7 protein-coding genes are annotated in these 7,200 nt (G+C 35.1%); 5 read left to right on the plus strand and 2 right to left on the minus strand.

What is annotated here, in order from left to right; all coding sequences use genetic code 11:
* Positions 1 to 182 precede the first annotated feature (182 nt).
* The 3 genes from AC4AGG_RS14590 to AC4AGG_RS14600 all read left to right on the plus strand — a co-directional run bounded on the left by AC4AGG_RS14590 (position 183) and on the right by AC4AGG_RS14600 (position 3,889).
* Positions 183 to 599 (plus strand): hypothetical protein, encoded by a 417-nt coding sequence (locus tag AC4AGG_RS14590; RefSeq protein WP_489772749.1) that lies wholly within the window; start codon positions 183 to 185, stop codon positions 597 to 599.
* A 163-nt stretch (positions 600 to 762) separates the two neighbouring features.
* Positions 763 to 1,212: a helix-turn-helix domain-containing protein gene (locus tag AC4AGG_RS14595; RefSeq protein WP_489772750.1), complete on the plus strand. Its 450-nt coding sequence runs from the start codon at positions 763 to 765 to the stop codon at positions 1,210 to 1,212.
* A 307-nt stretch (positions 1,213 to 1,519) separates the two neighbouring features.
* Complete coding sequence (locus AC4AGG_RS14600) at positions 1,520 to 3,889, plus strand: TonB-dependent receptor (protein WP_489772751.1); 2,370 nt, start codon at positions 1,520 to 1,522, stop codon at positions 3,887 to 3,889.
* Between the two features lie 73 nt (positions 3,890 to 3,962).
* Here the strand turns inward: AC4AGG_RS14600 and AC4AGG_RS14605 are convergent, their stop codons facing one another.
* Entirely contained in the window at positions 3,963 to 4,598 is a 636-nt protein-coding gene (locus AC4AGG_RS14605) for a DUF1684 domain-containing protein (RefSeq protein ID WP_489772752.1), read from the minus strand.
* A gap of 5 nt (positions 4,599 to 4,603) precedes the next feature.
* Entirely contained in the window at positions 4,604 to 6,109 is a 1,506-nt protein-coding gene (gene mqo, locus AC4AGG_RS14610) for a malate dehydrogenase (quinone) (protein ID WP_489772753.1), read from the minus strand.
* Positions 6,110 to 6,370: 261 nt separating this feature from the next.
* Between mqo and AC4AGG_RS14615 the strand changes: the two genes are divergently transcribed.
* Both AC4AGG_RS14615 and AC4AGG_RS14620 read left to right on the plus strand, forming a co-directional pair.
* Positions 6,371 to 6,757, plus strand: a complete 387-nt coding sequence (locus AC4AGG_RS14615) for a hypothetical protein (protein WP_489772754.1) — start codon at positions 6,371 to 6,373, stop codon at positions 6,755 to 6,757.
* A gap of 159 nt (positions 6,758 to 6,916) precedes the next feature.
* The coding region (locus AC4AGG_RS14620; protein ID WP_489772755.1) for a T9SS type A sorting domain-containing protein at positions 6,917 to 7,200 on the plus strand (284 nt) is incomplete at its 3' end.

Below are 7,200 nucleotides of genomic sequence, written 5' to 3' on the forward strand. Positions count from 1 at the left end.
AAAATTAATACCCACTAAATTTTAATGACCGCTTCAAAATCCTTATTTTTGAATAACATTTATACAAATGGGGAACCTTTTCGTCATTGGGATTTTTTTAACCTTCTTTTTACAATTTCTTTTACTACAAAAGAAAGGAAAAACGCTTGCTGATAAAATTTTAGCTATTTGGATGTTCTTTATTGGGCTACACCTTTTTAGCTATTATCTCTATAGTCTTGGTTATTGGGCAAACGTATCCTCACTTAATAGGGATTACACATCCTTTTCCGCTAATTCACGGGCCTTTGCTGTTTCTTTATGTAGTCTATTCTTTGCGCATTACTCAACATTTTAGAGCAAAAGATTTATTACATTTTATCCCCGCATTAGTAGCTTATTTATACATGGTACCTTTCTTTTTCTTTTATTCTGCGGAGAAGAAAAGATTGATAGATAATAATCAGTTGGGTGACTACAAAATCTTTATGATGATTTCCCTTATTGCTTTTGCTATTTCTGGGATCACTTATTCTATTCTAGCATATCGACTCATTAACCGACACCAGAATTTGGTACATGGAAGATTTTCCTACGATGAAGGGATAAGTCTCAATTGATTTCGCTATTGTATTATTGGGATTGGTTTCATCTTTGCGACCGCGGCGTCATTTTCGATTTTGAGGTATATTTTTAATATTGATTTTCAATTCGATACCAATTATATTTTCTTTGCCGAAATTATTTTGTTTATCGTCTGCGTTGGATATTTTGGAATAAGGCATGAAGGAATTTTTTTCCGAGAATAAAAAGGAAATAACATCAACTTCAGACAATACAGAACCTAAAAAACCAGCAGAGTACAAAAATTCTGGGTTGAAAGACCAAGAAGCCGAAGTCCTGCACCAAGAATTATTGACATTGATGAACGATAAGAAACCTTATCTCGAACCCAGACTTACCTTAAACGCTTTGGCGGAAGAACTACATATTTCCGGGAATTATCTTTCTCAATTGATTAATCAATATCAAGAAAAGAATTTTTACGATTTCGTCAACCAATATCGCGTTGAAGAATTCAAAAAAAGGGCGTCTTCCTCAGAGAATAAGCATCTGAATATTCTTGCGATTGCATTAGATTCTGGTTTCAATTCGAAGTCATCTTTTAATGCAGTTTTTAAAAAACACACCAATCTTACCCCTTCTCAATATTTAGCAGAACTTAACAGCTAATTTTTTTATTTTTTTTGAATTTTATTCGCCCTTCTTCAAGGGACATGAATTTAAATATTACAAATTGAAAATCAATTGATTGTACTATTGACTGGACTTCCAGTCCTATAAAACCGCACCACTAAATTGTCCAACTCCTCACGAATGGACGACTTGCATTGGCCTTTTTTTCAGATTTGCAGAAAAAAACATGGAAAGGTTAAAAACTTACGTATCAAGAATTTTAATATTCCTCATTTATCTGACTAGCATTTTGATTTTAGCATTCACTTTCTACCATTTTCTAAAAAACTGAAAAATATTTTATATGAAAACAACTATCATTAAATCGCTCTTTAGCATCGCATTTTTCTTGTTGATGTGTCACTTTGGAAACGCGCAAGAACTTACCCAAGTTGTAAGAGGTAAGGTTATTGACAAAACAACTCAAACCGCCTTATCTAGTGCAAATGTCATTGTCAATTCGGATCCTGTACAAAATATTGTTTCTGATTCGGAAGGACAATTCAAATTCGAAAGTGTTCCTGTTGGTCGATATTCTATTGAAGTGAAATACGACGGATATTCTCCAACAATCGTCTCCGAAATCCTCATCGTCAGTGAAAAAGAAACAGTTCTCACCATCGAAATGACGGAACTTACACATCAGATTGAAACTGTGGTCATCGATCCACAGATTAACAAAGGAAAACCACTGAACAGCATGGCTTCTGTAAGCGCACGTTCCTTCAAGGTAGAAGAAACAAGCAGATACGCTGGTGGTTTGGACGACCCCGCTCGATTGGTGACCGCCTACGCTGGTGTTACTTCAGGCGGAACTATGCAAGACAATGCTATTGTCATCAGGGGTAATACTCCAAAAAATGTTTTGTGGAGAGTAGAAGGTGTAGATGTGGTTAATCCAAGCCATTTTTCTGGTGCTAATGTTGCAGGCGGTGGTTTCACTTCTGTGATTAGCAGTCAGGTTTTGGCCAATTCAGATTTTTATACCGGTGCTTTTCCTGCGGAATATGGTAATGCTTTGGGAGGTGTTTTTGATGTTCATCTTAGAACGGGGAATAATGAGAAAAGTGAAAAAACGGTTCAGTTAGGGGTTTTAGGATTAGACCTTTCTGCTGAAGGTCCATTTAAAAAAGGACAAAAAGCTTCCTATCTTTTTAATTATCGATATTCAACATTTGGATTACTCAATAAGTTGAAAATTATTGATACCGACCAAACGCCTAATTATCAGGATTTATCATTCAAATTGGTGTTTCCGACTGAGAAAGCTGGTACGTTTTCCTTCTGGGGATTGAGTGGAAAAGACAAATTGAACAAAGATGAAGTTTCAGACCCAGCAAAATGGGAAAATAACTATGACCGACTCAAAAATAGTTGGGATGAAACTTTCGGTGCAGTGGGAATTAACAATCAATATAATTTCAATGCTAAAACTTATATCAACACCAGTATCGTGGCAACTGGAACGTTTAAAGATATGACTCAAACAAGGCTTGACGATAATTTGGTTTTGCAAAATGATATTGACCTTAATAGTAACCTTGGAAAGATAAGTCTCAATGCATTGGTGAATCACAAATTCAGTTCACAACTTAACATGAGAGTAGGTTTCAATGCCAATAGTTTGCTTTACAAATATGATTTAAGCGGAACTCAAAATGACAATCCTAATTCTTATACTAATTTTGTTAATGATTCTGGGAACAGTCTTCACACACAGGTTTATGCCGAAGCAAAATACAGCATCAACAACAATTTGAGTTTCTTTGGTGGATTACAAACAGAATATTTCGCCTTGAATAATGATTTTACAGTTGACCCACGTTTGTCTATGAGTTGGAGAGTAAAACCAAAACATACCTTGACTTTAGGATACGGAAAGCACAGCCAATTAGAAGACCTTAATATTTATTTTATTAAAAATCCGAACGGCATATCACCTGAATATCCAAACAAAAACCTTGAATTTTCACACGCGCATCATTTTGTAATGGGATACGATTACCAAATTAACAAGAATCTTCATCTGAAAGTGGAACCTTATTATCAGTATTTGTACAATATTCCAGGAATCGAAAATTCGTCTTTCTCAATGATTAACTTCAAACAAGATATTACGTTTCAGTCTGCTTTAAAAAATAATAGTATTGGAAAAAATATGGGTATTGATCTGACTTTTGAGCAATTTTTGAAAAATAATTTCTACTATTTGATTACCTCTTCCGTATTTGATTCTAAGTACAAAGCAGACGATGGAATCTGGAGAAATACACGTTATAGCAAAGATTTTGTTGTTAATTTTCTCGCAGGAAAAGAATTTGTAGTCGGTAGAAGTCGTAATAATTTGTTAGGTGTTAATTTGAGAGGTGTTATTTCTGGAGGAGAAAGATATACACCGCTTGATGAAAGTGCTTCCCTTAATGCTGGATACCCAATCTATGACAAAGACCAAGCCTTCTCGCAAAGAGACAAAACAAGTATGTTTGTACATTTGTCCCTTATTTACAGAATTAATAAAGCTAAACATTCCAGCATTTGGTCATTACAGATGTACAATGTTTTGGGAGCAACACAATATGACCATAATTATGAATACAACTTCGAAAAACAAGCGTTCATTAGAGAAGGGCATATCTATAGAGTCCCTGTTCTTAGCTACAAAATTGAATTTTAATTAAATACTTGATTTTCAAACAAAAAGAAGCATCCATTGAGATGCTTCTTTTGTTAGGGCTGATTTTAAAATTTTAATGGTCATAATACTTATCCTCATACATCACACCTGCTCTTATTTCGATAGGAAGTTTGTTAGCTTCTGGAACAATTGGGCAACTATAATCCAAAGCATTGTACGCACAGTAAGGTTGATACGATTGATTGAAATCTAAAATAATCTCATTCGAAGGAGGAACTTCCAAATCCATATATTTTCCCCCGCCATACGTTTCTTTACCATTGGTTGCATCTCTGAAAGGCAGAAACAAATGGTTCTTGTATTTCTCTTGTTGAATTAATTTCAGGTTTTGGTAAATGGTTAAAGTATAGGTTTTCCCATCCAACTGAAATTTTGCTAGACCATACGCTTTATAAGTTTTGGTTTGCCCTGAAGAAGTAGGGATTTCAAAAGGTTGCGCATCCGGTGTTTTGGTCAGCTTTGCCAGCACACGAAATTTCATATCAACAGGGAAAAACGGATGCCCTTTGAAGTTCATGTAATTTCGTCCTCGAAGTGGGGTTTCCTTTTGGTTGGCGTATTCTTCGTTAAGCGTTTGTTGAAATTTTTTAATTTCCTTTATCACATCAACATCATTCTGCGCCGTTTGCAAACGACTTTGGCAATTCCATAAAAGAAAAGTAACAAGTACTAAAAGTAATTTTTTCATATAATTTAATAATCCAATTCTAATTGTTGTTGGGTGTATTGTCTAATTTGCTGTAAAAGCTCCGGATTTTGCGATAATTTTTGCCCATAACTTGGGATCATTTCTTGAAGCTTTTCTTTCCATTCACCATTCAGTTTTTCAGGGAAGCACTTTTCTAAAACGGTTAACATTGCAAAAACAGAGGTAGATGCTCCAGGCGAAGCTCCCAAAAGCGAAGCAATCGTACCCGATTCGTTGGTAACCACTTCTGTTCCGAACTCTAATTTTCCACCTAAAGCTTCATCTTTTTTAATGACTTGAACTCTCTGGCCTGCCACTTTTAGTTCCCAGTCTTCTGCTTTAGCATCTTTCACAAATCCCCTTAAATGCGCCATCCGTTGGAATTTGGTCATCGCCACTTGTTCAATTAAATATTTGGTTAAAGGCAAATTATGCCACCACGCACCGAATAAAGATTTGATGTTTTTAAGATTGACGCTTTCAGCTAAATCCAGGTAACTTCCCTCCTTCAAAAACTTGGTTGAAAATCCAGCAAAAGGTCCAAATAAGAGGGCTTTTTTGCCATCTATAATTCTTAAATCCAAATGAGGAACCGACATTGGTGGTGCATCCAAACCAGCTTGAGTATATACTTTAGCATGATGTTTTTCGATTAATTCTTCATTGTAAGACACCAACCATTCCCCTGAAACAGGAAATCCACCATAACCCTCACTTTCTTTGATATCTGAGCTTTCCAATAAAGGTAAAGCATAACCTCCAGCTCCGATAAATACGAAATCTGCAGTTACTTTCTCTTTATTAGAATGCAATCTATTTTTAACTTCAACCTTCCATTGTCCATTATCTAAAAGGTCCAAATCTTTAACATCATGATACAAAAACACATCAACATGAGAATCCTCCACCAAAAAACGACCCATTTTTCGAGTTAATGTTCCAAAATTAACGTCCGTTCCCAAGTTCATTTTGGTAACCGCTATTTTTTCAGAACTGCTTCTTTCTTGCATGATTAAAGGAAGCCATTCTTTCATTTGTTCGAAATCATCCGAAAACTCCATTCCAGAAAAGAGAGGAGATTTCACCATCTCTTGATGTCTTTTTCTTAAAAAATTGACATCCTTTTCTCCAAAAACCAAACTCATGTGTGGACAAGAGTTAATGAACTCTTTGGGTTCATCAATATAATTTCTGCTTACTAAATAAGACCAAAATTGTTTTGAAACTTCAAACTGTTCACAAATGCTTTCCGCTTTTGAAATTTTAATATTCCCATTTTCATCTTCTGGGGTATAATTGAGTTCACAAAACGCTGAATGTCCTGTTCCGGCATTATTCCACGCGGCAGAACTTTCTTTTGCAAATCTTCCCAAACGTTCAAAAATAGCGATGTTCATACTTGGATCGAATTCATGCAGTAGAGTTGCCAGAGTAGCACTCATAACGCCGCCTCCAATCAGGATGGCATCGTAGTGGGATTTCGGGTCTCGGTTGGTTAGTAGTTCGCTCATAAAATATCAATTTAAGATTTTAAAAATAAAATTAATTCTCACAAGAAGCAAAAATTTGTTTGAAAACTGCGTTCCTAAACCTAATAAAGACCCTATCCTGGAGGCTCACCAAAAACTATTCAAATGCTAAAAAAACAATTGATATACAACCAAAAATGAAAAAATCAAAAATGAAAATTTTAAAACAAATAAACAAAAAGGTTGAATTTTTAATTAAAATTTACTAACTTTAAAAACACCTTTTTAAAAAATAAAAAAAATATGAAAACAATTTTACAATTTAGAATTAAGGAAAAAATCCTTTCATTAGCGGTTTCCCTTGCAATGGCAACTCCATTGTTTAACGCTCAAATTACGACCTTTCCTTGGGTTGAAAGTTTCGAAGACTCATCTACCACTCTTAGTCAGTGGACGCAGATTTACGAAGTTAATAACATGAGTTGGACATTTGTGAGTGCTGCTTCAACCGGAAGTTACTTATTACCTGCATACGATGGAACTAAATTCGCAAACTATCCTGCGACTTCCCATAATTTTGACAAAACAAAACTAGTAAGTCCAGTCCTCAATCTAACTAACTATAGTGGTGCAACAATAAGTTTCTACTATGTTAATCCATTTTGGAGTCCAGATCAAAATTGGCTATGAGTTTTCTATAGAGTTTCTGCAACTGATCCATGGGTACAGGTAGGTAGCGACTACCACTCGGATGTAACAACATGGACATCTTCTGGAAATCTTTCAATTCCTTCCAATACCTATCAAATTGCTATCGAATGCGAAACAGACTACGGATACTCTACTTTAGTGGATCTAGTAACCATTAATGCTACTTCGCTTGCTGTCAAAGATGTAACTGCAGCATCATCTAAGATCACATATTATCCTAATCCAGTAAAAAATACATTGCATTACGAAACTACAGAGAAAATAATTGAAATTAGCATCTATAATAGCGCTGGACAAAAGATACAATCACGGGAGATCAATAGAAATGAAGAAAGTATAGACGTTTCATCTCTCAAAATAGGAACCTACATCATCCAAGCAAAAACAGATTCTGGGGTCAATTCTTTTAAAATGATTAAAGA

The sequence above is a fragment of the Chryseobacterium sp. CG10_8 genome, assembly GCF_058117085.1.

Coding starts and splice junctions, on each gene's coding strand:
- AC4AGG_RS14615 (WP_489772754.1), top strand. CDS start 6,371: ATGAAAACAATTTTACAATTTAGAATTAAGGAAAAAATCCTTTCATTA.
- mqo (WP_489772753.1), bottom strand. CDS start 6,109: ATGAGCGAACTACTAACCAACCGAGACCCGAAATCCCACTACGATGCC.
- AC4AGG_RS14595 (WP_489772750.1), top strand. CDS start 763: ATGAAGGAATTTTTTTCCGAGAATAAAAAGGAAATAACATCAACTTCA.
- AC4AGG_RS14600 (WP_489772751.1), top strand. CDS start 1,520: ATGAAAACAACTATCATTAAATCGCTCTTTAGCATCGCATTTTTCTTG.
- AC4AGG_RS14605 (WP_489772752.1), bottom strand. CDS start 4,598: ATGAAAAAATTACTTTTAGTACTTGTTACTTTTCTTTTATGGAATTGC.